This is a genomic window from Halomonas sp. (assembly GCF_034520545.1).
Taxonomy (GTDB): Bacteria; Pseudomonadota; Gammaproteobacteria; order Pseudomonadales; family Halomonadaceae; genus Halomonas.
Genome location: NZ_JAXHNN010000010.1, coordinates 368,429 through 390,878, shown reverse-complemented (window position 1 = coordinate 390,878; position 22,450 = coordinate 368,429). Strand labels below are relative to the sequence as shown.

Below are 22,450 nucleotides of genomic sequence, written 5' to 3'. Positions count from 1 at the left end.
GTTTGTGTAGGCATCACGCCGCCTCGCTCTTGAGCAACGGCCAGGCGCCCTGCTTCGAGGCTTCCAGAATCACCACCTCGACGATGGTGCCATCCTCTGCATAGCTGATATGGGTATTCCAGTCCTGAGAGCGTTCACGAACGATCGGCTTGTCGGCAAGGTGCAGGACCAGGATGTCATCCGCCTCGTCATATGTGGTGCGCATGATCAATCCTCCCATTGGAAATGATGCATTACGGTCTTGACGACCAGCTTATCTTCGAGGATCACGGCCGCACAGACCAGATTGTCCTTGCGGCTGGGTACTTCCTTAGCGATCCATAGCCGGACATCATCCTTGTAGCGCGTCAAGCCGTTTTCGAGCAGGTCGAGCAACTCACTCTCGTCGATGCGCCTTTCTGCCATTCGCTCTCGCGCATGGCGGGTGATGTGAACGTCCAGCTCAAATCTATGGCAGTACATGACTTCTCTCAGATCCCTGGGCCTGACTTCTGGACCCTCATATTCTCGGCTCGGCGCTCGGCCCTGTCAGATCACACTACCCAGCTGGAAGATCGGCAGGTACATCGAGACCACCAGGCCGCCCACCAGCACGCCGAGTATTACGATGATAAAGGGCTCGAGCAGCGAGGTGAGGGTATCCACCATGTTGTCGACCTCATCTTCGTAGTAGTCCGCCACCCGGTTGAGCATGGCATCCAGCGAGCCGGCTTCCTCGCCGATGCCCACCATCTGCACCGCCAGCGCCGGGAACTGCTCGGTGAGGCGCATGGCGAAGTTTAGCTGCTGGCCGCTGGCCACGTCCTCGCGGATCTGGGCGATGGCGCGCTCGTAGACCATGTTGCCCGCGGCCCCCTCGGCGGTTTCCAGCGCCTCGATCAGCGGCACGCCGGCGCCGAAGGTGGTGGCCAGCGTGCGCGAATAGCGCGCCACCGAGGACTTGTTGAGGATGCTGCCGATCACCGGGATACGCAGCGAGAAAGCATGCATGCGGTAACGGAAGGCATCCGAGCGCTTCATGGCGTTGCGCAGCAGAAAGATGAAGGTCATCAGGCCGAGCACGCCCCACCACCAGTACTGCTGGGCGAACTCTGACATCGCGATGGTCATGCGGGTCATGGCGGGCAGCTCGGCGCCGAACCCCTGGAACAGGCTCTCGAACTGCGGCACCACCTTGATCAGCAGCAGGGCGGTAACGCCGATGCCCACGGCGATAACCGCCGCCGGGTACCAGAGCGCCTTCTTGACCCGGCCCTTGAGGGCCTCGATCTTCTCCTTGTAGGTGGCCACGCGCTCGAGCATGGTATCCAGCGAGCCCGACTGCTCGCCGGCGTGTACCAGGTTGGCGAACAGCCGGTCGAAGTGCTCGGGATGACCCCTGAGCGCCTCGGAGAAGCTGGCGCCGGCCGCCACGTCGTTCATCAGCTCTTGCACCATGGCACTCATCGCCGGCTTCTTGAGGCTCTCCGCCACCACCTGGAAGGCCTGCAGCACCGGCACGCCGGCGCGGATCATGGTCGCCATCTGGCGGGCAAAGAGCATGATGTCCTTGGGCTTGATCTTGCCCATGCCGCCGCCGAACCCGCCCTTGCGGCGGATATTCTTGACCACCACGTTCTGGCCGGAAAGCACCTTCTCCACCTCGGCCTTCTTGGGCGCGATGATCTCGCCGCCCACCTTGCGGCCACTGGGGCCCTTGCCCGTCCAGCGCCAGCGGTAGAGCTTGGTCTTCTGTGCCTTGCGCATGGGCTTCGTTGCCATATTCATGTCCCCGTCCCTGCGTTATGTGGTGTTGACGTCTTGCTCGGCGCTAATCCTTCGTTATCCGATTGACCTCGGCCAGGCTGGTCAGCCCCTGCATCACCTTCAAGATCCCGCTGCGGCGCAGGTCCGGGTGGCCCTCCTTGCGCGCCTGGGTGTCGAAGTCGCGGGAGTTGCCCTCGGTCATGATCAGGTGGCTCATGGCGTCGCTGATCGGTACCACCTCATAGATGCCCACCCGCCCCTTGAAGCCCTGGGTGCAGTGCTTGCACCCCACCGGCTCGTAGATGGTGGCGCTCTCGACTTCTTCCTCGGTAAACCCCTGCTGGCGCAGCACCTCGCGGGGGATGTCGGCCGGCTGCTTGCAGTGCTTGCACAGCCGCCGCGCCAGGCGCTGGGCGATGATCAGGCTCACGGAGCTGGCGATATTGAAGGGTGCCACGCCCATGTTGGCCAGGCGCGTCAGCGTTTCCGCGGCCGAGTTGGTGTGCACCGTGGAGAGCACCAGGTGGCCGGTCTGGGAGGCCTTCACGGCGATCTCGGCGGTCTCCAGGTCGCGGATCTCGCCCACCATCACCACGTCGGGGTCCTGGCGCAGGAAGGCGCGCAGGGCGCTGGCGAAATCCAGGCCGATCTTGGGCAGCACGTTCACCTGGTTGACGCCGGGCACCTTGATCTCCACCGGGTCCTCGGCGGTGCAGATGTTGCGCTCCACCTCGTTGAGGATATTGATGCCGGTGTAGAGGGTCACCGTCTTGCCGCTGCCGGTGGGGCCGGTGACGAGGATCATGCCCTGGGGGTCGTCGAGCACCGCCTCGTACATTTCGCGCTGCTCGAGGGTGAAGCCCAGCTGTTCGATGCCCATCTGCGCCGAGCCGGGGTCGAGGATCCGCAGCACCACCTTTTCGCCGTAGACCGTGGGCAGCGAGTTGACGCGGAAGTCGATGGAGCGGGTGGTGGAGAGCTTGAGCTTGATGGCGCCGTCCTGGGGCAGGCGCCGCTCCGAGATATCCAGCCGCGACATCACCTTGAGGCGTGCCGAGATGCGCGTACGCATGGCGAAGGGCGGATGGGCCACGTCGTGGAGGATGCCGTCGATGCGAAAGCGCACCCGGTAGCTGGTCTCGTACGGCTCGAAGTGAATGTCCGAGGCGCCGCGATGGATGGCGTCGAGCAGGATCTTGTTAACGAACTTGACGATGGGCGCGTCGTCGCCGGCGGCGGCCACCGCCGCCTGTTCGTCGCTGGCGTCCACCACGCCCTCATCAAAGGCGAGCTGGCCCACGGCCTCGTCGACGTCGCCCAGCGCATCGAGCATGCTCTTCTCGGTGCTGGCGAGGTAGCTCTCCAGCACCGGGCCGAGCTGGTCCACCGGGGCGAGGATGCCCTCCGGCGTCAGGCCGGTGGCGAACTGCAACTCGTCGAGCAGGGCCAGCGTGGAGGGGTAGGGCACCGCCACGGTGAGCTGATGGCTGTGGCGCACCAGCGGTAGCACCCCCAGCCGGCGCAGGATCTTGTCCGGGTACTCCTTGGCCGGCGGCAGGCTTTCCAGGCGGATGGCATCCAGATCGATCATCGGCAGGCCATACTCCCAGGCCGCAGTCAGCGTGGCCTGGCGGGCCGGTACCATGCCCGCCTCGATCAGGTGCTGCAGCAGCGACATCTCCGACTCGCGGGCCTCCGACTCGGCCCTCGCTGCAGCGGCTTCGCTCAGCCGGCCATCTCTGACCATGCGACGCGCCAGGCCACGCAGCCCGCTGCGATGGGTGGCACCATGCAGCGCCGAGGGCGCGGGCTCCGTTGGCGCCGGCGGCTTCTCGGAAGAGGGGGGACGGTAGTCGTTCATGGCGCCTCATGGGGGGGCAGGCTAAGGGCAACAGCCCGATTCTAGCCCCTGGGGCCACCTCCCGCCCAGCCTGGCACCATGCCAATTCAACCTTTTGCTTGCCTCCTGGCTCATTCGTTGGTCTGATGGCTCTAGCACTCGCTCACCTATCGGCTACAAAACTGCTTGCAGAGTTGCGAAACGTAAAGTAATGTAATCGTAAAGGCGGCGACTGGAGATGCGTGGCCTACAAGGACGGGTTAGCACGGCATGGAGGACGTACCAAACCTGTGGTAGGGCTAGGGCTATTGTAGGAGCGCTCGCTTCGACTTGCAGCGCGACGATGACCTCCACAAACCCACCATCAACGTAACACCGCCAGAGCCACACGCAACCCAGAGCAAACGGCAGGCGGCAACCAAGTAGGGGTTCAAGACACATGAACGAAATGATGAAGAAGACACAACTCAACAAGTCGCAGGGCGGTTTTACCCTGATCGAACTGCTGATCGTCGTGGCGATTATCGGCATTTTGGCGGCGATCGCGATTCCGCAATATGCAAATTACGTAGATAGAGCGAACGGTGCCAGTGCTGTTTCTGCGAAGCTCAGTCTCTATTCGGAAGTGCGAAAGTCGCTGTCGTGAAGCTGATTTATGCCGGAAGGGAATAGATGCTGACTATGCCGGATTTAGGTTTGCAAAGATGCATGCGTGAGTATGGAACTATTACAATGATACAGCAGGTGCAGATTTTCGACTACTGACGCAGCTGGTGTGACAACATTCGCGATGGATTATGATTTTGGTGCGGCTAATGATGGAACTGCGCTAGACTGACAGCCCGCGCCTTGACACAGCTACAGCTGGCACTGCCGGTACTGGTTAGAGATACCTATACTATGGGTGATGGTACTTGGGCCTGCACTACTAACGTAGACAGTGCTGCGGTAGTTACCAATTGCGATAATTCAGGCCTGTAAAGGACTAATCGGGGGCAGGCCCCATTTCCTTCCCCATTACCCACCTAGCCTGAACCACCCAGCGGCCGGCAGAGATGCCGGCCGCTGGCGTTGTTGTTTCCCTTTTCCTTCATTCGACTTCCACCGGTGGTGGCCTGGCGAATCTCCTCGACCAAGGCCTTACGCCAGGTGCTGGCGAAACGGCTCGCGCTAGGCCGTATGGCGCGCCGCGCATGACGTGCCGGGCGCTTGATCACAAGGAGTCACAGCTTTTCATAGCATCCATGTTGCACTGCACAAAAATGGCTGCTATCGTGCAGGGCATCAGGACGGGGATCGCCCGTTCCATGGCACCAGAACCCAGGAGGTTCCCATCATGACCAACGCATTCGCTTTCGACACCAAGCAGTTTGACACCGCTCAGCTCGAGTCCATGTTCTTCGCTCCGGCACGCGCCTTCGCCGCGCTCTCCGTCGACATGACCGAGAAGCTGGTCAATACCCAGCTCGAGGCCACCAAGGCCTATACCGATACCGGCCTGGCGCAGCTGCGCAGCCTGATGGAAGTCAAGGACGCGGAAGGCCTCAAGAGCTACATGGAAGGCCAGCAGAAGGTCGCCAACGAGCTGACCGAGCGCATGAAGGGCGATGCCGAGAAGGCCGTGGCCCTGCAGCAGGAGTTCGTCGAAGAGAGCCAGAAGCTGACCGAGAGCAGCGTCAAGCATGCCCAGGAAAGCGTTCAGGAAGCCGCCAAGGAAACCACCGAGACTGCCACCAAGGCCGTCAAGGAAGCCGCGCCCAAGGGCTCCAAGCAAGCCTGAGCTGGTGTTAGCCCCGGCCCCTGAGCCGGAGTGACGCACTACCCCAGCAGGCCGCCGATCATTGCTCGGCGGCCTGCTGTCGTGTGGGCTAATCGGGGACAGGTCCAATGGCGAGGTAACTCGCCTCACACCTCACATCAGACAATCTCAAGCTCAACATGCCCAGGCGAAGACCGACGGCGTGATGGACCGATCACGATCTTCACTTCTCGGCCCAGGCGAGCGATGGCCTCGAGCATCTTGGCTTCGCTGATGCCACGGAACTGGCCACGCAGCAGGGCGGATACCTTGGGTTGGGGAATTCCCATGATCTCGGCGGCGCGGGATTGGGTCAGGCGGCGATGCTTGATAACCTCGCCGATCTTGGCGGCGAGCTGGGCCTTGATGAGCATTTCCTCGGCATCGGGCATGCCCAGGTCGGCATAGATATTGGTGGAGCCGGTGTCGATGGTCATGACGTTCCTCTCTTGGCATGCTGCTCGGCGAGCTTGAGTCGGTCGCGGATCTTGTCGATATCTGGCTGGGGGGTGGCGATGCCCCTGGATGACTTCTTCTGGAAGCAGTGAAGGACGTAGATCGCATCACCCAGCTTGACGGTGTAGACGGCGCGATAGGTATCTCCCTGGTGGTCTTCGACGACCTCGAGGACGCCAGCGGAGCCGAACCCTTTCAGCGGCTTTGCCTGTGGATGCTTGGTGCCAGCCTGTGCCAGGTGAAGGGCGAAGCCGAAGACGTCCTTTACGTCTTCGGGCATGGCCAATAGGTCCTCCTTACTGCTGGCCACCCAGTGGACGGGCTTGAGGCGGTTCGAATCCATGTCGGCAGCTTATACCTACATGGGTATAGCGGCAAGGGCTGATCGGGAACAGACCCAAGGGCGCGGCACCGTGCCCGCATGAGGCACCAACACCTTCGAATATGTCGATGTCGTGACATCATTCGTGGGAAAGCCCCCAGGACAGACCCCCGTTTCCCTGCCCATTTCCTGAACTACCCGGCGGCCGGCAGAGATGCTTGCCGCTGGCGTTTTAGGCTCAGCTGCGATATATGGATCGCATGTATCACAAGAGACGAGCAGCATGCCTATCAGTCTCCGCCTGGATCCGGATATCGAAGAACGCCTGGCCCATCTGTCCCGCGCGACGGGGCGCTCCAAGACGTTTTACCTGCGTAAGCTGATCGAGGAGCATCTTGACGAGTTGGAGGACGCCTATCTGGCAGAGCATGCGCTTGAGCAGCTTCGCCAGGGCCGGGATCGCGTCATGACCGCCGAGGAGTTCTGGCGTGACCTGGAAGGTTGAATATCTGGCCTCGGCGGCAAAGAGTTTCAAGAAGATCGACCTCAACAACGCCGGCGCATTCGTGCCTATCTGGATCAGCCAGCGCGGGCGAGGATTCTTGGCGAATCGGGGGGAGGGTACATTTTAGACAATGCCTTTGGTAATGGATGTTGCTTGCTGCTAGGATGATTTTATAAGTATTGATCTTTAAGGATCGCCTTATGCCCAAGATTTTCGAATACCTCGGTATTGTTATCTTGTTCTAAAGTAACGAGCATGGGCCTGTTCACGTATATAGGAAATATCAAGGTTTTGAATCCAAAGCTGAGTTTATTATATTGGATGGAACTATCAGCGATATACAGATAAAGGATGTTAAAGGTAGAAGGCCATTGCCACCTGCTCAGCTAAAAGATTTTAATACTCTGGTGAATGCTTTTGCTGACGATATCGTGAGAAAATGGGTAGATTATTTTGTTTACCATAAGGCTGTGCGCTGTGTGAAAATTGAGGGAAAGATAAAATGATGCCTGATGAAATTTTTATTGAAGATGTAAAACAAGTGGGTACATACCAACTGAGTCTGACGTTCTCTGATGGAAAAGAAACAGTGATTGATTTCGAGGGCTTTCTCAAAGCCACGTCGAATCCGCATATCAGGAAATATCTCGATATCACCAAGTTTCAGGAATATTCACTCATGGATGGTGACTTGCAGTGGAATGATTATGATCTCTGTTTCCCGGTGGCCGATTTGTATGAAAATCGGAACATTGAAAGCGATAAGAGTGACGTGGCCTGAAGTAGGATAATCGGGCTAATCGGGGACAGGCTCCGCAGGCCTCCATTTCCCACCTGGCCTGAACCACCCAGCAGCCGGCAGCGATGCCGGCCGCTGGCGTTATGGGTGTCCTTCATTGCCAACTTTTCTGTCTATCTATGGGGGTGTCGCGACTGATCAGCTACGTTCGTCTTGACGTACGTATAGAAAGGCTTACAATCTTGTGAGGTTGGATCATGTACGAGGTGCATCATGACCGGTATCACAGCAACCGAGGCACGCAGCAACCTTTATCGCTTGATCGATCAGGCCGCCGAGTCCCATCAGCCCATCGTCATCATGGGGAAGCGCAACAAGGCGGTTCTGGTGTCCGTGGATGATTGGTCTGCCATTCAGGAAACGCTCTACTTGCTTTCCGTGCCCGGCATGCGCGAAACCATTCGAGAAGGAATGGATACTCCTGTCGATGAGTGCGACGAGGCGCTGGATTGGTGACTTGGAAGCTGGTTTACACCAAGCAGGCCCAGAAAGATGCCGGGAAACTGGCGTCGAGTGGCCTGAAGCCAAACGCGCAGGAACTGCTGGCTCTGCTATCGGAAGACCCCTACCGTAAGCCACCTCCTTTTGAAAAGCTGGTGGGTGATCTTTCTGGCGCCTACTCCCGCCGCATCAACATTCAACACCGACTGGTGTACCAGGTGATTGATGACGAGCGTGTGGTTAAAGTGCTCCGTCTATGGAGTCACTACGAATAAAGGACTAATCGGGGACAGTCCTCATTTCCGGACATTCCCTGTTTCGAACCCATTCACTATGCCAACTCGATCAGGCGAGTGGCGTAGGCCAGCAGCTCGCCGGTGTGCTTCTCGATGATGGCGATAACAATGGGAATCTGCACGGCCTGATAATCGTGAACGGCAACATTTCGAAAGCCTGTCATCTGTTTCATCGATGTGGCGAGTGAGACCTCGATCAGCCCTGCTCGCGCGAGGATATCGAAAACCTCGCGTGCGCTTTGTGGCAGGCCTAAACGTTGCAAGCGGATCAGGCGGTTGCCCGCATCGATGCTGGCTTCACAGGCACGTTGCAGGTTGAGGATAGCTGCGTCCTGTCGCGTCAGATCTTCCGCGAAGGTGGTTGGATCCTTGGCATACTCTTCACGGGCCCTTGCCACGCACCGCTCGATACTCGCGGCCTTGTTGAGCAAGAGGTCATCGGCCATGCACCCTACCTCGCTGCTTGATATCGGCGATCAATGGCCGGCGTTGTATGGCCAGATCCCAATATTCACTCTGTACTATGAGCTCGAACTCGTCGCTATCGAGTCCACGGTGCCAGAGCCGCTGCCCCGTCGTCACGACCTGGTGTTGAAGCACGGTCGAGGCCTGGCGCAGGTCGATCAGGTCAACATCGGCGCCGAGCCTGTCGGCCAGTTCGCCACTTAACTGCCAGCGCTGCTCGAGCGGGAGAGGGGAGGCAAGCAACACAGCGAGGTCAATATCGCTTGCAGCCGTTGCCTCTCCCGTGGCCTGGCTACCGAACAGGTATATCGCTTGCAACGAGGGCAGTGTTGCCGCCAGGTATTTCGTAACGGCCGCCAGGTCACTATTTGAGCAGGGCATGGCACCTTCCGCACGTGGATGGAGTATTTACTTTAACAGGGGCGGCTGATCAAAGTGCGCGTCAAACCTCGTACTTCTAGTGCGAGGAAGGAAAGCGCGAGGCGCGTCAGCGCCTCTATTGACAGGCTAAATATAGCACGCTAGGTTTTCTTCATGGCTACCGTGCATCGCGCTTACCGCTATCGCTTCTATCCCACGCCCGAGCAGGCCGAGCAGCTTGCCCGGACGTTCGGCTGTGCGCGGTACGTCTACAATCACTTCCTGCGCGAACGCACGGATGCCTGGTTCGAGCGCCAGGAGCGCATGGGCTACAACACCACCGCCAAGGCGCTGACCACCCTCAAGAAGCAACCGGAGACGGCGTTTCTGGCCGAGGTCTCCAACGTCTGCCTCCAGCAGTCGTTGCGCCACTTGGATCGCGCCTTTGCCAACTTTTTCAAAGGGCAGGCCCAATACCCCAGCTTCAAGAAGAAGCGGCGCAAGCAGTCGGCCACCTATATGGCCAACGGTTTCCGCTGGCGCGATGGTCAGCTGTGGCTGGCCAAGCAGAAAGACCCTCTCAACATCCGCTGGAGCCGGCATTTCAGTGGCGAGCCCACCAGCATCACCGTCAGCCTGGATACCGCCGGGCGCTATCACGTCAGCTTCCTGGTGGAAGAGGAGCAGGCAGCCCTGCCGGTGACACCCAAGATGGTCGGCATCGACCTGGGGCTGACGCACCGCGTCATCACCAGCGACGGCGCCAAGATCCCCAATCCGCGCGTCATCCGGCAGACCGAGCGCAAGCTGGCCCGCGCCCAGCGGGCGCTGTCACGCAAGCAGCGCGGCTCAGCCAACCAGGCCAAGGCCCGGCTGAAGGTGGCACGATTGCACGCCAAGCGGGCCGATCAGCGTCTCGACGCCACCCACAAGCTCACCACGCAGCTCATTCACGAAAACCAAGTCGTTGCGGCGGAGAGCTTGCAGGTCAAGAACCTGCTCCAGAACCGGTCATTAGCCAAGGCGATCAGCGACGTAGGCTGGCACGAGATCACGCAACAACTGGCGTACAAAGCCGAGCGGTACGGGCGCGATTTCGTGCAGATCGACAAGTGGTATCCCAGCTCAAAGCGCTGCTTCCACTGTGGCCATATCGCCGACGCCATGCCGCTGAATGTCCGCACCTGGGACTGTTCAGCCTGCGGCACCCAGGGTATCGACCGCGATATCAATGCCGCCCGCAACATTCTGCAGGCGGGTAAGGCGATTCTGGCGGGAGCCGACAAGCTCCGCCATCGCGAGCACACTACCGTGGGGCACACGGGAGGTTAAGCCTGTGGAGCTTGTGTAAGACCGGCGGTGCATTCACCGAAGGCAACGGGCTGAGAAGCAGGAACCGGGAAGGCAACAACCCGGGAATCCTCTTCCGTCAGGGAGATGAGGATTGTCAACAATGGACAGACCCCCATTTCCCACCGAGACTGAAGTTACAGCGGCCGGCAGCGATGCCGGCCGCTGGCGTTTGTGATCGCGGCATCCTGTCGCGCCGGGTCATCGGCAAAGCTATCCGAGGCCTTGGCGTTCTCTCCCTGGGGAGTCAGGTCTCGGCTTGAAGCTGCTCGTCGGCAAAGGCAATGAGGGTGTGGTAATCGCGTTGGCGAATGACCGACTTGACGATCTCGGCATCCAGGTTCAGGTAGTCGTGTACCAAGGCATTGCGCAGGCCGATGACCTTGTTCCATGGCGTGCCACTGCTGTCATGGCCCAGGCCATGGAGCTTGTTGAAAACCTGGCGGGCGTCGCTCGGGACGACCATGCCCAGTGATTTCAGCCGTTGCTTGGCAATTCCGATACAGGCTTCGGTCAAGAGTTGCAGGTTACGCTCGGCGGCTCGGTAGAGCAGGGCGTTGAGGCCGCCAGGTTCGGCCGATGCCTGATGCAGTAGATCCAACTCTTCGGCGAGGGTGGCCAGGTGTTCGCGCATGGCATCGATGTATTCAGGTTCCATATGAGCTCGGCTCGTCTCTTCAGGCGTAGTGGCTCTGGTGATATAGGTGATCGATCTCCCACATCGATGTGATCCGCTGTTCCTCGCGGATAAGGCGCAACCGATCATTGGTGTGTAACACCCGGCCGGTGCGGATGACTGCATGGGCCAGGGGGATGGGAGCGAGGTTGATGTCGATTACGGAAAGCTGGCCTTCGGCCACGTGCAAGGCATCTTGCCATTCCTGTGCCAGCAGTTCGGGCCGGAGGCGCCGTTCCAACGGATCCTCCTCGAAGGTTTGGAAGGCCACGGCCAGGTCATAGTCGCTGTCTGATGAGGCGGTTTCCTTGGCGCGAGAACCGTAGAGCCACAGGACGGCGATCTCATCGTCCTGGGCTGCCAGCGCGTCGAGGTCTCTCAGCAAGGGCGATGGGGTAGGCATCTTGGCACCTGTCGTGACGTGGCGATTATCGCGATTACCGTTCAGTCTACATGGAAAGCGGATACATGAAATCGCACCACCGCTAATCGGGACAGCCGCTCATTTCCGACCTTCATTTCGATCTAGCCTGAACTGCCCTAGCGGCCGGCAAGGATGCCGGCCGTTGGCGTGTAGGGAGCTGCCTTCTTGCCTTCTTGCCATCTGGCTGTGGCGTACAAAAATACGTACAATGTGAGTATTGACTAAGGAGATCCTCATGGACACTGTGACCTACAGCCATTTTCGTAGCCATCTGGCCAAGGTGCTGGATCGGGTCAACGACGATCACATGCCGGTGCTGATCACGCGTCAGAACGGCAAGCCTGCCATCGTCATGTCGGTGGAGGATTTCAAGTCCTACGAAGAGACCGCCTACCTGATGGCGAGCCCGCGTAATGCGCAACGGCTCAATGAGGCAATCGCCGAGGTGGAGCGCGGAGATGCGTCAGAGCATGATCTGATCGAGCCATGATGCTGACGTGGGCCAGCCAGGCCTGGCAGGACTATCTCTATTGGCAGTCTCGTGACAAGAAGACGCTCAAGCGTATTAATACGCTGATCAAGGACATTCAGCGCCAGCCCTTTGATGGTCTTGGAGACCCAGAGCCTCTTCGCCATCAGTGGTCGAGGTACTGGTCGCGTCGAATCGACCGTGAACACCGCCTCGTCTACAAGATCACCGACGGCGCCATCGTGATTGTTCAGTGTCGGTATCATTACTGATCGGAGCGGCTAATCAGGGGCAGACCCTGAGAATTCCTGAAGAATATTTTTACAAATCAACAGGCTGTATATCCCCGGTGGATGTCCGAGAGCTCGGCGCGGCACCGTGCCCGGCGCTTGATCACAACGTGTCACAGCTTTTCATAGCTTTCATGTTGCACTGCACAATAATGGCTGCTATCGTGCAGGGCATCAGGACGGGGATCGCCCGTTCCATGGCACCAGAACCCAGGAGGTTCCCATCATGACCAACGCATTCGCTTTCGACACCAAGCAATTTGACACCGCTCAGCTCGAGTCCATATTCTTCGCTCCGGCACGCGCCTTTGCCGCGCTCTCCGTCGACATGAGCGAGAAGCTGGTCAATACCCAGCTCGAGGCCACCAAGGCCTATACCGATACCGGCCTGGCGCAGCTGCGCAGCCTGATGGAAGTCAAGGACGCGGAAGGCCTCAAGAGCTACATGGAAGGCCAGCAGAAGGTCGCCAACGAGCTGACCGAGCGCATGAAGGGCGATGCCGAGAAGGCCGTGGCCCTGCAGCAGGAGTTCGTCGAAGAGAGCCAGAAGCTGACCGAGAGCAGCGTCAAGCAGGCTCAGGAAAGCGTTCAGGAAGCCGCCAAGGAAACTACCGAGACTGCCACCAAGGCCGTCAAGGAAGCTACTCCCAAGGCCAAGTAAGCCGAAGGAAGCGCGCGTATAAGCATCGGGCCCGCGCCGCGGGCCCGATGGCGCCAACGAACAGGCCGCCGATCATCGATCGGCGGCCTGTTTGCGTTTGTGTGCGGATCCCGGTTTCCCAATGGTGACACCCGCCGGTGCTGTCGATGCAACGTCGAGATATTGTCCGCGAACCTACCGAGGAGCCTGACCCTGCGAGAGGCCAGGCCAACCGATACGGCGCTTAAATATAGAAGCGCGGCAGGCGTGCCACGGTACGGCGCCCGGTGTTCAGGAACCGTTCGCTGCTGCGCCGGCGACGCTCCGAGCGGAGCGGACGCGCGGGGAAGGGCTGGTCCCACAGGATGGCGATCTGCTTGACGTTCATGGTGAGTCTCCGAGGCTTTAGTGGCCCGTTGGTAGATGTGAACATGTTTTCCATTATACTCGAGGTCAGTCGTTTGTCTACGACTAAGGTCGAATATGCTTGGCTGGCCAGAGTGCTGGTAGAGAGTGCTGGTAGAAAGTGCTGATAAAGAGAAAGAGGAGAGAGTGTATGAGGCTGGACCACGACAGCATCGAGCGGCTGATCGCCGGTGTAGAGGCCGCCGGGCGCGAGATAATGACGATCTACCGCCGAGAATTCGCCGTCGAGCAAAAGGCCGACGACAGCCCGCTCACCGAGGCCGACATGGCTGCCCATCATGCCCTGCTGGAGCTCCTCGAGCGCGAAACGCCGGATATCCCGGTGCTCTCGGAGGAGTCGAGCGAGATTCCCTTCGCTACTCGTCGCGGCTGGTCGCGCTACTGGCTGGTCGACCCTCTGGACGGCACTCGCGAGTTCATCGCCGGTAACGGCGAGTTCACCCTCAACCTGGCGCTGGTCGAGGCCGGCGTTCCGGTGTTTGGCATCGTGCATGCGCCGGCGCAGACCGAGGGTGTGGTGACCTGGCGGGGCCAGGTCGGGGAGGGTGCCTTCCGCCGTGAGGGGGCAGGAAAGAATCACCACGAATGGCCTATCAGCGTGCGGGAACTTCCCGATCCCGACAGCGAGCCCTGGCAGGTAGTGGGCAGCCGCCGCAACGGTATGCAGGCGTTCGAGATCTTCTGCCAGGCGCTGCCGGCCCACACCACGCAGTCGGTCGGCAGCTCGCTGAAGTTCTGCCAGATCGCCGAAGGCAAGGCTGATCTCTACCCGCGTCTGGCGCCCACCTGCGAATGGGATACCGCCGCCGCCCAGGCCATCGTTACCGCCGCCGGCGGCCAGGTGCTCGAAGCCGAGACTCTGCTCCCGCTGCGCTGCAATCAACAGCAAAGCCTGCTCAATCCCAGCTTCATTGCCTGCGGGCAGCGCGACGCGCGCTGGGAGAGGGCCTTGGCCAAGGCCCTGGAGGTTGACCCCTACGGCAACACTTCCTGACGGGAGGTGGCGCCCATGGCTAGGCTTGTCACGAATGGTAGGTTTTACTGGTCCATGGTGGACTAACGGTAAAATAGTTTGCGGGGAACCTTGATGATCGATTCGATACAGCGCTTCTTCAACGACTTCATAGTCACGGAAGATAAAGGCAAGGATGCCCCGACCCCCACCCTGGAGCTGGCCACGGCGGCACTGCTGTTCGAGGTGGCGCGTGCCGACTACCACCTCGATGAAAGCGAAGTCGCCCTGCTGCGCGACCAGTTACGGCGGCGCTTCACCCTGGAGGAAACCGACCTCGACGAATTGCTCCAGCTGGCCCGGGAAGAGGCCGAATCGGCGGTGGACCACTATCAGTTCGTCAGCCTGATCAAGGAACACTTCGACTATGCGCAGCGTTGTGAACTGGTGCGCATGATGTGGTCGCTCTCCTTGGCCGATGGCGAACAACACCATCTCGAGGAGCATCGCATCCGGCGCCTGGCCGAGCTGCTGCATGTCAGCCACTCGGACTTCATCCGCACCAAGCTGCAGGTGCAGGAGGGCACGGCCGATTGACGTCGCGCAGTGGCTTTTCCTTCGCGTAGAGAAAGTGCATGCTCGGTATTGGTTCTCGAATAGCAGACAAGGAGTCAGTGATGGCGCGTGAAATCGTGGTGTTGGGAGCCGGAATGGTCGGCGTATCGGTGGCCTGGCATCTGGCTCGGCGTGGGCATTCGGTGACCCTTGTCGACCGCAGGGAGCCGGGCCGCGAGACCTCCTTCGGCAATGCCGGCATCATCCAGCGCGAGGCGGTGCGGCCTTATCCCTTTCCGCGTGACCTGGGCACCATGCTGCGGGTGCTGCCCAATCGCGCGGTGGATATTCGTTATCGGCCCAAGGGCATGTTGAAGGCTGCCATGCCGTTGCTGCAATACTGGCGCAACTCTGCCCCTAAGCGTTATGCGAAGATCGTCCCCGAGTACGCCTCGCTGATCTGCCTCTCGCTGGATGCCCATGCGCCGATGATCGAGGCGGCCGGTGCCGATTCGCTGGTGCGTCGCGACGGTTGGCTGGAGCTCTATCGTACTCATGAGGCCCTGTCTGAGCGGCTGAGCGATGCCGAGGACAACGCCAAGCGCTTCGGGGTCCGCTATCGGGCGCTGGATGCGGGAGAACTCGCGGCCATGGAGCCCGATCTCGCCGGTGATCTGGCCGGGGCGATACATTGGGAGCAACCCTGGACGGTGGCCGACCCCGGTGCCCTGGTGCAGGCCTATGCCCGCAGCTTCGAGGCGGAGGGCGGCCGTGTGCAGTGCAGCGAGATCAAGGATGTCACTCGCCACGACGGCGGCTGGCAGGTGACTACCAACGCGGGTGTGCTGGAGGCCGAGCAGGTGGTGATGGCCATGGGGCCCTGGTCGCGGGATTGGCTCTCGAACATGGGGCTGGAGCTCCCGCTGTTCGTCAAGCGCGGTTACCACATGCATTACGGGACGACCGGCTCGGCCAAGCTCAACCACTGGGTGATGGATGCCGAGGTCGGTTACCTGCTGGCGCCGATGCAGGCGGGGATCCGTCTCACCACCGGCGCGGAGCTGGAGCGGCTCGAGGCGCCGCCGCATCCCGAGCAGCTGGCCGCCGCCGAACGGGCGGGGAAAAAATTGTTCCCGCTTGGCAAGCGGTTGGATGACGAACCCTGGAAGGGTGCGCGACCCTGCACGCCAGACATGAAACCGGTGATCGGCCCGGCGCCGGGCCAGCAAGGACTCTGGCTGGCGCTCGGCCACGGGCATCAGGGTTTCACCCTGGGGCCGGCCACCGGGCGCTTGCTGGCCCAGATGATGGAAGGAGAGACTCCCGATATCGATATGGTACCGTTCCGGGCCGATCGGTTTTGAAGGGGATTGCCCCTGATCGCGCTGCGAATGGGGTTATCCCTGATCGTGCTGCAAGAGCTTAGCGCTTCGCCTTTCGCTTACACTGAACCTGGTGGCATATCAGCTTGATCAGCAGGGTGAAGACGAAGACCAGCCAGCCGGCGGTGGCGAGGGTATTGAAAAGCAGCATCTTCTGCTCGCCGTTCATCGGAGTGATCAGGTATTCGATGACGATGGCCAGCAGGAAGGCGAGGATCAGGGGCAGGGCGAGGATATGCATCCACATCTCGGTGCGCCGCTTGCGGACGTGGTAGCGGCCGAGCAGCACGCGGATGGGCCGGTGCACGAAGCTGATCAGGATCAGGCTGCCGAGCATCAGCAGGGCGGCGAGGCTGGGTTCGATGCTGCCGAGGTGTGCAGAGATGCTCACCGACCAGAAGATTACCAGCCACATCAGGCCGGCCAGGATGGCAACGGTATCGGCGTAGTGTCTTACCTTGGGCATCGAGTCCTCACGGGGCCGGGCGTCGGTGTCGACGCGAATGCAGGCGACATGATACGGGATTCAGCGCCGCTTGAAGAGTCGGCGCATCCATTACCCGCGGTCGATCAGTCCGCTCGCCTCGGGAAGCGGGTGTGGTTGAGATATACTGGCTGCCCCTGACTTTGCTCATGACGATACCAACGCTTTCGATACAGGACCTGCCGTGAACTCGATCACCCTGACCCGCCCGGACGACTGGCACCTTCACCTGCGCGACGGTGAGGCCATGGCCGCCGTGGTCGCGGCTAGCGCCCGTCAGATGGGCCGCGCCATCATCATGCCCAACCTCAAGCCACCGGTGACCACCACCGAGATGGCGCTGGCCTACCGAGAGCGGATCCTGGCGGCGCTACCTGCAGGGGCCGATTTCCAACCGCTGATGACGCTCTACCTGACCGACAATACGCCGGCTGAGGAAATCGAGCGCGCACATGCCAGCGGCCTGGTGCAGGCGGTGAAGCTCTATCCCGCCGGGGCGACCACCAACTCGGCTTCAGGCGTCACCGACCTGGCCCATTGCGATGCCGCTGTTGCCGCCATGGCGCGGCTGGGTATTCCGCTGCTGGTGCATGGCGAGGTCACCGATGCCGATATCGACATCTTCGACCGCGAGGCGGTGTTCATCGAGCGGGTCATGAAGCCGCTGCTAGAGCGCCACCCGGATCTGAAGGTGGTCTTCGAGCACATCACCACGGCCGATGCCGCCGACTTCGTGGCCGCGGCGCCGGTCAATGTCGCCGCGACCATTACCGTCCACCACCTGCTGTTCAACCGCAACTACATGCTGGTGGGCGGCATTCGCCCTCACTACTACTGCCTGCCGATCCTCAAGCGTGAGCGCCACCGCCAGGCGCTGCTGGCCGCGGCTACCTCCGGAAGCCCCAAGTTCTTCCTGGGAACCGACAGCGCGCCCCATGCTCGCGGTGACAAGGAGAGTGCCTGCGGCTGCGCGGGTGCCTTCACCGCTCCCGCGGCGCTTGAGCTCTACGCCACCGCCTTCGAGCAGGCCGGAGCCCTGGAGCGCCTGGAGGGCTTCTCCAGCCATTTCGGCCCCGACTTCTATGGCATGGCTCGCAATGCCGGCTCAGTGACCCTGGTGCGCGAGCCCTGGCAGCTGCCCGAGACGCTTCCCTATGCCGACGGCCAGACCATCGTGCCCCTGGCCGCCGGCGAGACGCTGGAGTGGAAGCTGAGCGACTAGCGTCGAGCTACAAGCACCGAGCGCTGGAAGTTTCCACTCCTTGCTCATAACTCTCGGGCTTCTGCGAGTACGGCGTCTCTGATATGACGATTGAGTTCGTGAAGGGGAATCAGGTCAACGTCATGACCCGTAATATCAGCGAGCCTTTCCGCAAGCGCCAAGCGTTGAGCGAAGAGGTCATAACCCTTGTCGAAATCTACCAGGAAGTCGATATCACTATCCTTTTTTTCCTGTCCTCGAGCAACGGAGCCGAATACACGGATACCATGGGCGCCATGAGCTTTAGCAGCATTTATGATGGCGTGACGCTTCTCATGTAGCTCATCGAGCAGCATGGCTCCTCCTGCGGACTGGCTGACGTCAGGTTTCTCGTTCGACTTCAGGATAAGTCGCAGATTCCATGCATGCCAGCCGAGGATAAGTCGCAGATTCCATGCATGCCAGCCGGTCGACCATGGCGATAACCCTGCGCGTCGAGTGGTCGCAGCTGCTCGACGCACTCCTTTGCCAGGGCGACCAGCCGGGCATCCGGAAAGTAGGCGGCGGGCATGTTCGGTACCTGGCCATGTTAAGTCCGCTGAAGGGTCTGACCCTGAAGGATGATTAAGCCGTGGCGTCGTGCATATCGGCCGCCTGCAGGGTGTTCTGGAGCAACGTGGCCACGGTCATGGGGCCGACGCCGCCGGGAACGGGAGTGATCCAGCTGGCGAGCTCGGCGGCGGCGGCGAAGTCGATGTCGCCGATCAGGCGGCCGTCCTCCTGGCGATTGATGCCCACATCGATGACGATAGCGCCGGGCTTGATCCATTCCCCCTTGACCACGCCGGGCTTGCCGACCGCGACCACCAGCAGTTCGGCACGCCGGACATGCTCCTCGAGGTTTCGCGTGAAGCGATGACAGACGGTGGTGGTGCAGCCGGCGAGCATCAGCTCCAACGACATGGGGCGGCCGACGATGTTTGAGGCGCCGACCACGGTGGCGTCCAGGCCACGGATCTCGAGACCATTTTCTTCCAGCAGCGTTATCACGCCCTTGGGCGTGCAGGGTCGAAGCAGCGGCATGCGCTGGGCCAGACGGCCGAGGTTGTAGGGGTGGAAGCCGTCGACATCCTTGTGGGGCAGGATGCGTTCGAGAATCGGACGGGAATCCAGATGCTCGGGAAGCGGAAGTTGCACAAGGATGCCGTCGATGCGCGGGTCGTCGTTGAGCTGGTCGACCAGGGTCTCGAGTTCCTCTTGGCGGGTATCCGTCGGCAGCCGATGCTTGAACGACAGGATACCGGCTTCCTCGCAGGCGTGGTGCTTGTTGCGGACGTAGACGGCAGAGGCGGCATCCTCGCCCACCAGGACCACAGCCAGTCCGGGAATTCGCCCTCCGGCCTCGCGTCGTGCCTGTACCTGGCGAGCGACCTGCTGGCGGACTCGGGCGGCAATGGACTTGCCATCGATCAGTTGGGCGGTCATCGGGCATCCCTCTGGTTGGTGGTTGGGGTGGGTGGTCGGGGTGGGTGGAAGGGACGGTGGATTTTCGCATGCCGGGGCGCGAAGGCAAAGCGACGGGCGGCAACGATGCGCTTCTCGCTTGACGCACGGGGAAAGTTCCGTAGAATACGCAGCGCTTGACGAGTCCTCCGCGGCGGCGTCAGGGCCGTGCAAGAGCCGGCGGGGTGTAGCGCAGTCTGGTAGCGCGCCTGCTTTGGGAGCAGGATGTCGGGGGTTCGAATCCCTCCACCCCGACCACAACTTGTTGAATGGGAAGTTGTTTCTCTCTCTTCGGGTTGCGGTCAGGCGCTCTAATACGTAGAATGCGCCCATAGCTCAACCGGATAGAGCAACGGCCTTCTAAGCCGTAGGTTGCAGGTTCGATTCCTGCTGGGCGCGCCATGCGTTGCATGGAGCAGCCGGTAGCGAGTTGGCCATGCCGTCAGAGCTTTCAGCAAGACCCTTGTCGTAATGGTGGATGTAGCTCAGTGGTAGAGCCCCGGATTGTGGCTCCGGTGGTCGTGGGTTCGATCCCCATCATCCACCCCATCTCGACATGATCTCCAGGCAGTGGTGGATGTAGCTCAGTGGTAGAGCCCCGGATTGTGGCTCCGGTGGTCGTGGGTTCGATCCCCATCATCCACCCCATTGCCTCCCTCAGCAGGTTTCGCTTCCTCGGTTCATCCCTTTCCCGACGCTTCATCTGCGTCATGGCCTACGTCTTTCTGGCTTTTCGATGCCGACCTGGCGTGCGGAAAATCCCTGTCGTGCCCTTGTATTATACCGTCCGGCCCCCATCTGTAGAGGGACGGCGCTTGCCAGTATCGGGCGAGATTCTTAGAATCAGCCCTTTGAACATTTCACGCTTTCACAGAACGCCCCAGTCGGTAGAGGACATTTCATGCAAGTTTCCGTCGATACGACCTCCAACATTGAACGCCGCATCAAGGTTCAGGTGCCGGCCGCTGAGGTCGACGAGGCCGTTGCCGCTCGTCTCAAGGACGCCGCCAAGACCGTAAGACTGGACGGCTTCCGCAAGGGCAAGGTCCCGATGTCGGTGATTCGCCAGCGCTATGGTGCCGGCGTGCGCGACGAAGTGGTGGGCGAAGTGATGCGCGAGCGCTATGTGCGCGCCATCTCCGAGAATGATCTCAATCCGGCCGGGTATCCGCAGATCGAGGCTAACGTCAACGAGGCGGGCAAGGACCTCGAGTTCACCGCCACCCTCGAGATCTACCCTGAGATCGAGCTGGCATCCATCGAGGGTACCGAGATCGAGCGTCCGGTGGTCGAGGTGACCGAGGCCGATGTCGACGAGATGATCGACACCCTGCGCAAGCAGAATGCCGGCTGGGAAGAGGTCGACCGCGCCGCCGAGGAAGGCGACCAGATCACCATCGACTTCCAGGGCTTCCTGGGCGACGAGCCCTTCGAGGGCGGCAGTGCCGAGGGCCACGAGCTGGTGATCGGATCCAACAGCTTCATCCCCGGGTTCGAGGAGCAGCTGATCGGTGCCAGGGCTGGCGAGGAGAAGGAGATCAAGGTCATCTTCCCTGTGGACTACCAGGCCGAGCAGTTGGCCGGTCAGGAAGCGACCTTCAAGGTCAAGGTTCACGCGGTGAAGGGCCAGGCCCTGCCCGAAGTGGATGCCGAGTTCGTCGAGAAGTTCGGCGTCGAGGATGGCGATCTGGACAAGTTTCGCACCGAGGTCAAGAAGAACATGACCCGTGAGGCGACCCAGGCCATCGATAATCGCGTCAAGCAGCAGGTGCTCGAAGCCCTCAAGAAGGCCAACGATATCCCCGTGCCACAGGCGCTGGTGCAGCAGGAGACCGAGGGCCTCAAGCGCCAGGCGGCCCAGCAGTTCGGCCTCGGTGAGGACTTCGATGTCAGCCAACTGCCCGACGAATTGTTCGCCGAGCAGGCCAAGAGCCGTGTCCAGGTCGGCCTGCTGCTGGCCGAAGTGATCAAGCGCCACGGGCTCGAGGCCACCGATGACGAGATCAAGGCCAAGGTCGAGGAGCTGGCCCAGCAGTACCAGGACCCCGAGCAGGTGGTCGAGTACTACATGGGTAACGACCAGCTCAAGACTCAGGTCCAGTCGGCTGTCCTCGAGGAGAAGGCCGTCGATGCCCTGCTCGAGCAAGCTAGCGTCAAGGACGTGGAAATGAGTTACCAGCAGGCCCTCGCCGCGGCTCAGCAACAGGGCGATGCCGGCGAGGAAGACGAAGCCGAGGCCGAAGAACAGGGCGAAGAGAAGCAGGCCTGATCATGGCCCGGCATTGCTTGCCCGGCCTCGCCGCCGGGCGGCACTTCACCCGACGCTTCCATTCATCGCATCCAAGGACATCACCCTGATGAGCAACCCGTTCGATATTCAAGCCGCCGGTGGCCTCGTGCCCATGGTGGTCGAGCAGAGCGCGCGAGGCGAGCGGGCTTATGACATCTATTCCCGCCTGCTCAAGGAGCGCGTCATCTTCCTGGTGGGGCCGGTGGAGGACTACATGTCCAATCTGCTGGTGGCACAGCTGCTGTTCCTGGAGTCCGAAAACCCGGACAAGGACATTCACCTGTACATCAACTCGCCGGGTGGCGGCGTGACGGCCGGCATGTCGGTCTATGACACCATGCAGTTCATCAAGCCCGACGTCTCCACGGTGTGCATCGGTCAGGCGGCGAGCATGGGTGCCCTGCTGCTGGCCGGCGGTGCCCCGGGCAAGCGCTATTGCCTGCCCAATTCGCGGATGATGATTCACCAGCCGCTGGGCGGCTACCAGGGGCAAGCCTCCGACATCGAGATCCACACCCGCGAGATTCTCGGTATCCGCGACAATCTCAACAAGATCCTGGCCCATCACACCGGTCAGGACTTCGAGACAGTCGCTCGGGATACCGATCGAGACAACTTCATGAACGGCCCTCAGGCCGCCGAGTATGGCCTGATTGATGCGGTGCTGGAACAGCGACCGACATCCTGATAGCGTGAACTTCACCAAGTGACTTTCACGCACTGAGACGTTTCCCGACGGTCGAGGCCGTCGTGGTGGACCCGACGCCCCGTGAGCCATGC

31 protein-coding genes and 4 tRNA genes are annotated in these 22,450 nt (G+C 60.9%); 21 read left to right on the top strand and 14 right to left on the bottom strand.

The features are described from left to right. Positions 1-13: 13 nt before the first annotated feature. From U5L98_RS10405 to pilB, 4 genes are all read right to left on the bottom strand, one after another. Positions 14-205, bottom strand: coding sequence for a DUF2283 domain-containing protein (locus U5L98_RS10405; protein ID WP_138182481.1), 192 nt, complete (start codon positions 203-205; stop codon positions 14-16). 2 nt (positions 206-207) lie between these two features. Beyond that, positions 208-462: a DUF4258 domain-containing protein gene (locus tag U5L98_RS10400; RefSeq protein ID WP_322558243.1), complete on the bottom strand. Its 255-nt coding sequence runs from the start codon at positions 460-462 to the stop codon at positions 208-210. Between the two features lie 66 nt (positions 463-528). Beyond that, entirely contained in the window at positions 529-1,761 is a 1,233-nt protein-coding gene (locus tag U5L98_RS10395) for a type II secretion system F family protein (RefSeq protein ID WP_322558939.1), read from the bottom strand. A gap of 49 nt (positions 1,762-1,810) precedes the next feature. Then, complete coding sequence (gene pilB, locus U5L98_RS10390) at positions 1,811-3,607, bottom strand: type IV-A pilus assembly ATPase PilB (RefSeq protein WP_322558242.1); 1,797 nt, start codon at positions 3,605-3,607, stop codon at positions 1,811-1,813. A gap of 418 nt (positions 3,608-4,025) precedes the next feature. Between pilB and U5L98_RS10385 the strand changes: the two genes are divergently transcribed. Both U5L98_RS10385 and U5L98_RS10380 read left to right on the top strand, forming a co-directional pair. Continuing rightward, on the top strand, positions 4,026-4,232 hold the full coding sequence (locus U5L98_RS10385) for a prepilin-type N-terminal cleavage/methylation domain-containing protein (RefSeq protein ID WP_416208236.1): 207 nt from the start codon (positions 4,026-4,028) through the stop codon (positions 4,230-4,232). Positions 4,233-4,922: 690 nt separating this feature from the next. Then, positions 4,923-5,366 (top strand): phasin family protein, encoded by a 444-nt coding sequence (locus U5L98_RS10380; protein WP_322558241.1) that lies wholly within the window; start codon positions 4,923-4,925, stop codon positions 5,364-5,366. Between the two features lie 137 nt (positions 5,367-5,503). On the opposite strand, the gene U5L98_RS10375 is transcribed toward U5L98_RS10380, so the two are convergent. Both U5L98_RS10375 and U5L98_RS10370 read right to left on the bottom strand, forming a co-directional pair. Beyond that, positions 5,504-5,821: a helix-turn-helix transcriptional regulator gene (locus U5L98_RS10375; RefSeq protein ID WP_322558240.1), complete on the bottom strand. Its 318-nt coding sequence runs from the start codon at positions 5,819-5,821 to the stop codon at positions 5,504-5,506. Continuing rightward, positions 5,818-6,183: a type II toxin-antitoxin system RelE/ParE family toxin gene (locus U5L98_RS10370; protein WP_322558239.1), complete on the bottom strand. Its 366-nt coding sequence runs from the start codon at positions 6,181-6,183 to the stop codon at positions 5,818-5,820. Before U5L98_RS10370 ends, U5L98_RS10375 begins: the two co-directional genes overlap by 4 nt. 262 nt (positions 6,184-6,445) lie before the next feature. Here U5L98_RS10370 and U5L98_RS10365 point away from each other — a divergent pair, with 262 nt between their 5' ends. From U5L98_RS10365 to U5L98_RS10345, 5 genes are all read left to right on the top strand, one after another. Beyond that, positions 6,446-6,667 carry a TraY domain-containing protein gene (locus tag U5L98_RS10365; RefSeq protein ID WP_250059275.1) on the top strand — a complete coding sequence of 74 codons (222 nt, stop codon included), beginning with the start codon at positions 6,446-6,448 and terminating at the stop codon, positions 6,665-6,667. Further along, entirely contained in the window at positions 6,651-6,794 is a 144-nt protein-coding gene (locus U5L98_RS10360) for a hypothetical protein (RefSeq protein ID WP_322558980.1), read from the top strand. Before U5L98_RS10365 ends, U5L98_RS10360 begins: the two co-directional genes overlap by 17 nt. Positions 6,795-7,169: 375 nt before the next feature. Next, positions 7,170-7,448: a DUF2442 domain-containing protein gene (locus U5L98_RS10355; RefSeq protein WP_322558238.1), complete on the top strand. Its 279-nt coding sequence runs from the start codon at positions 7,170-7,172 to the stop codon at positions 7,446-7,448. A 231-nt stretch (positions 7,449-7,679) separates the two neighbouring features. Next, positions 7,680-7,922: a type II toxin-antitoxin system Phd/YefM family antitoxin gene (locus U5L98_RS10350; protein WP_322558237.1), complete on the top strand. Its 243-nt coding sequence runs from the start codon at positions 7,680-7,682 to the stop codon at positions 7,920-7,922. Beyond that, complete coding sequence (locus tag U5L98_RS10345; RefSeq protein WP_322558236.1) at positions 7,919-8,182, top strand: Txe/YoeB family addiction module toxin; 264 nt, start codon at positions 7,919-7,921, stop codon at positions 8,180-8,182. Before U5L98_RS10350 ends, U5L98_RS10345 begins: the two co-directional genes overlap by 4 nt. A 56-nt stretch (positions 8,183-8,238) precedes the next feature. Here the strand turns inward: U5L98_RS10345 and hepT (U5L98_RS10340) are convergent, their stop codons facing one another. Both hepT (U5L98_RS10340) and mntA (U5L98_RS10335) read right to left on the bottom strand, forming a co-directional pair. Then, complete coding sequence (gene hepT / locus U5L98_RS10340; RefSeq protein ID WP_322558235.1) at positions 8,239-8,649, bottom strand: type VII toxin-antitoxin system HepT family RNase toxin; 411 nt, start codon at positions 8,647-8,649, stop codon at positions 8,239-8,241. Further along, positions 8,639-9,049, bottom strand: coding sequence for a type VII toxin-antitoxin system MntA family adenylyltransferase antitoxin (gene mntA, locus U5L98_RS10335; protein ID WP_322558234.1), 411 nt, complete (start codon positions 9,047-9,049; stop codon positions 8,639-8,641). The genes hepT (U5L98_RS10340) and mntA (U5L98_RS10335) overlap by 11 nt, the downstream gene beginning before the upstream one ends. A 153-nt stretch (positions 9,050-9,202) precedes the next feature. On the opposite strand from mntA (U5L98_RS10335), the gene U5L98_RS10330 reads away from it, so the two are divergent. Further along, the gene (locus tag U5L98_RS10330; protein ID WP_322558233.1) at positions 9,203-10,360 is read left to right on the top strand and encodes an RNA-guided endonuclease TnpB family protein; all 1,158 of its coding nucleotides are present in this window, start codon (positions 9,203-9,205) and stop codon (positions 10,358-10,360) included. Between the two features lie 265 nt (positions 10,361-10,625). On the opposite strand, the gene hepT (U5L98_RS10325) is transcribed toward U5L98_RS10330, so the two are convergent. Together hepT (U5L98_RS10325) and mntA (U5L98_RS10320) are read right to left on the bottom strand one after the other, a co-directional pair. Next, positions 10,626-11,036 (bottom strand): type VII toxin-antitoxin system HepT family RNase toxin, encoded by a 411-nt coding sequence (hepT, locus tag U5L98_RS10325; protein ID WP_322558232.1) that lies wholly within the window; start codon positions 11,034-11,036, stop codon positions 10,626-10,628. A 19-nt stretch (positions 11,037-11,055) separates the two neighbouring features. Next, positions 11,056-11,457 (bottom strand): type VII toxin-antitoxin system MntA family adenylyltransferase antitoxin, encoded by a 402-nt coding sequence (gene mntA / locus U5L98_RS10320; protein ID WP_322558231.1) that lies wholly within the window; start codon positions 11,455-11,457, stop codon positions 11,056-11,058. 256 nt (positions 11,458-11,713) lie between these two features. Between mntA (U5L98_RS10320) and U5L98_RS10315 the strand changes: the two genes are divergently transcribed. The 3 genes from U5L98_RS10315 (at position 11,714) to U5L98_RS10305 (ending at position 12,898) form a co-directional block, all read left to right on the top strand. Further along, positions 11,714-11,968: a type II toxin-antitoxin system prevent-host-death family antitoxin gene (locus U5L98_RS10315; protein ID WP_322558230.1), complete on the top strand. Its 255-nt coding sequence runs from the start codon at positions 11,714-11,716 to the stop codon at positions 11,966-11,968. Further along, positions 11,965-12,219: a Txe/YoeB family addiction module toxin gene (locus U5L98_RS10310; protein ID WP_322558229.1), complete on the top strand. Its 255-nt coding sequence runs from the start codon at positions 11,965-11,967 to the stop codon at positions 12,217-12,219. Before U5L98_RS10315 ends, U5L98_RS10310 begins: the two co-directional genes overlap by 4 nt. A gap of 244 nt (positions 12,220-12,463) precedes the next feature. Then, on the top strand, positions 12,464-12,898 hold the full coding sequence (locus tag U5L98_RS10305) for a phasin family protein (RefSeq protein ID WP_322558228.1): 435 nt from the start codon (positions 12,464-12,466) through the stop codon (positions 12,896-12,898). 223 nt (positions 12,899-13,121) lie between these two features. Here U5L98_RS10305 and U5L98_RS10300 read toward each other — a convergent pair whose 3' ends face one another. Continuing rightward, a complete protein-coding gene (locus U5L98_RS10300; RefSeq protein WP_322558227.1) occupies positions 13,122-13,265 on the bottom strand; it encodes a hypothetical protein in 144 nt (47 codons plus the stop codon). A 168-nt stretch (positions 13,266-13,433) separates the two neighbouring features. Here U5L98_RS10300 and cysQ point away from each other — a divergent pair, with 168 nt between their 5' ends. The 3 genes from cysQ to U5L98_RS10285 all read left to right on the top strand — a co-directional run bounded on the left by cysQ (position 13,434) and on the right by U5L98_RS10285 (position 16,174). Next, positions 13,434-14,297: a 3'(2'),5'-bisphosphate nucleotidase CysQ gene (cysQ, locus tag U5L98_RS10295; protein ID WP_322558226.1), complete on the top strand. Its 864-nt coding sequence runs from the start codon at positions 13,434-13,436 to the stop codon at positions 14,295-14,297. Positions 14,298-14,390: 93 nt separating this feature from the next. Then, positions 14,391-14,852 carry a TerB family tellurite resistance protein gene (locus tag U5L98_RS10290; protein ID WP_322558225.1) on the top strand — a complete coding sequence of 154 codons (462 nt, stop codon included), beginning with the start codon at positions 14,391-14,393 and terminating at the stop codon, positions 14,850-14,852. Between the two features lie 80 nt (positions 14,853-14,932). Continuing rightward, positions 14,933-16,174, top strand: coding sequence for an FAD-dependent oxidoreductase (locus U5L98_RS10285; protein WP_322558224.1), 1,242 nt, complete (start codon positions 14,933-14,935; stop codon positions 16,172-16,174). A gap of 58 nt (positions 16,175-16,232) precedes the next feature. On the opposite strand, the gene U5L98_RS10280 is transcribed toward U5L98_RS10285, so the two are convergent. Next, on the bottom strand, positions 16,233-16,658 hold the full coding sequence (locus tag U5L98_RS10280) for a hypothetical protein (protein WP_322558223.1): 426 nt from the start codon (positions 16,656-16,658) through the stop codon (positions 16,233-16,235). Between the two features lie 202 nt (positions 16,659-16,860). Here U5L98_RS10280 and pyrC point away from each other — a divergent pair, with 202 nt between their 5' ends. After that, positions 16,861-17,898, top strand: coding sequence for a dihydroorotase (pyrC, locus tag U5L98_RS10275; RefSeq protein WP_322558222.1), 1,038 nt, complete (start codon positions 16,861-16,863; stop codon positions 17,896-17,898). 44 nt (positions 17,899-17,942) lie between these two features. Here pyrC and U5L98_RS10270 read toward each other — a convergent pair whose 3' ends face one another. Continuing rightward, on the bottom strand, positions 17,943-18,233 hold the full coding sequence (locus tag U5L98_RS10270; RefSeq protein WP_322558221.1) for a nucleotidyltransferase family protein: 291 nt from the start codon (positions 18,231-18,233) through the stop codon (positions 17,943-17,945). 268 nt (positions 18,234-18,501) lie between these two features. Further along, positions 18,502-19,362 carry a bifunctional methylenetetrahydrofolate dehydrogenase/methenyltetrahydrofolate cyclohydrolase FolD gene (folD, locus tag U5L98_RS10265; RefSeq protein WP_322558220.1) on the bottom strand — a complete coding sequence of 287 codons (861 nt, stop codon included), beginning with the start codon at positions 19,360-19,362 and terminating at the stop codon, positions 18,502-18,504. A gap of 199 nt (positions 19,363-19,561) precedes the next feature. Here folD and U5L98_RS10260 point away from each other — a divergent pair. The 6 genes from U5L98_RS10260 to clpP all read left to right on the top strand — a co-directional run bounded on the left by U5L98_RS10260 (position 19,562) and on the right by clpP (position 22,358). Then, positions 19,562-19,638 (top strand) — tRNA-Pro (locus U5L98_RS10260). Between the two features lie 67 nt (positions 19,639-19,705). Beyond that, positions 19,706-19,782 (top strand) — tRNA-Arg (locus U5L98_RS10255). Positions 19,783-19,854: 72 nt separating this feature from the next. Further along, positions 19,855-19,929: transfer RNA gene (locus U5L98_RS10250), tRNA-His, on the top strand. Positions 19,930-19,953: 24 nt separating this feature from the next. Continuing rightward, a tRNA-His gene (locus U5L98_RS10245) sits at positions 19,954-20,028 on the top strand. Between the two features lie 253 nt (positions 20,029-20,281). Then, complete coding sequence (tig, locus tag U5L98_RS10240; protein WP_322558219.1) at positions 20,282-21,649, top strand: trigger factor; 1,368 nt, start codon at positions 20,282-20,284, stop codon at positions 21,647-21,649. Between the two features lie 88 nt (positions 21,650-21,737). Further along, a complete protein-coding gene (gene clpP / locus U5L98_RS10235) occupies positions 21,738-22,358 on the top strand; it encodes an ATP-dependent Clp endopeptidase proteolytic subunit ClpP (RefSeq protein WP_322558218.1) in 621 nt (206 codons plus the stop codon). Positions 22,359-22,450 lie beyond the last annotated feature (92 nt).